The sequence below is a fragment of the Rhodococcus sp. HM1 genome, from assembly GCF_023218075.1.
GTDB lineage: Bacteria > Actinomycetota > Actinomycetes > Mycobacteriales > Mycobacteriaceae > Rhodococcus.
This window is the reverse complement of sequence record NZ_JALPTB010000198.1, coordinates 1-590: the sequence shown is the minus strand read 5'-3', so window position 1 is coordinate 590 and position 590 is coordinate 1. Positions and strand designations below refer to the sequence as shown.

Sequence of the window (590 nt, the reverse complement as noted above, 5' to 3'; positions counted from 1 at the left end):
TATCGCAGCCTCCCACGTCCTTCATCGGCTCCTGGTGCCAAGGCATCCACCGTACGCTCATAAACACTTACAACAAAGATGCTCGCGTCCACTGTGCAGTTCTCAAACAACACACAACAACCCCTACTCGAGAAGAAGAAACTCTCCTCTTTCGCAGATCATCGTCGCTGAAAAAACACATTGCGTGTTCCCTCAGGACCCAACAGTGCACCGATATAACTCCCCGATCCCTTCCATGTAGAAGGGACAGTCCGAAGAGTGCTTGTCAGCGTTCCACCCATGAGCACCACCGGACAACGTGTGTGTCCGTAATGGCTCTGCCGACCAGAACACAACCTGTGTTGCGTCTGCATCGGAAGTTGCTCCTTAGAAAGGAGGTGATCCAGCCGCACCTTCCGGTACGGCTACCTTGTTACGACTTCGTCCCAATCGCCGATCCCACCTTCGACGGCTCCCTCCCACGAGGGGTTAGGCCACCGGCTTCGGGTGTTACCGACTTTCATGACGTGACGGGCGGTGTGTACAAGGCCCGGGAACGTATTCACCGCAGCGTTGCTGATCTGCGATTACTAGCGACTCCGACTTCACGG

The 590-nt window shown here is 55.4% G+C and carries 1 rRNA gene; it reads right to left on the bottom strand.

Features of this window, described 5'->3' with window-relative positions:
* Positions 1 to 370 precede the first annotated feature (370 nt).
* Positions 371 to 590: ribosomal RNA gene (locus tag M1M07_RS32395) — 16S ribosomal RNA — on the bottom strand; the annotation flags it as partial.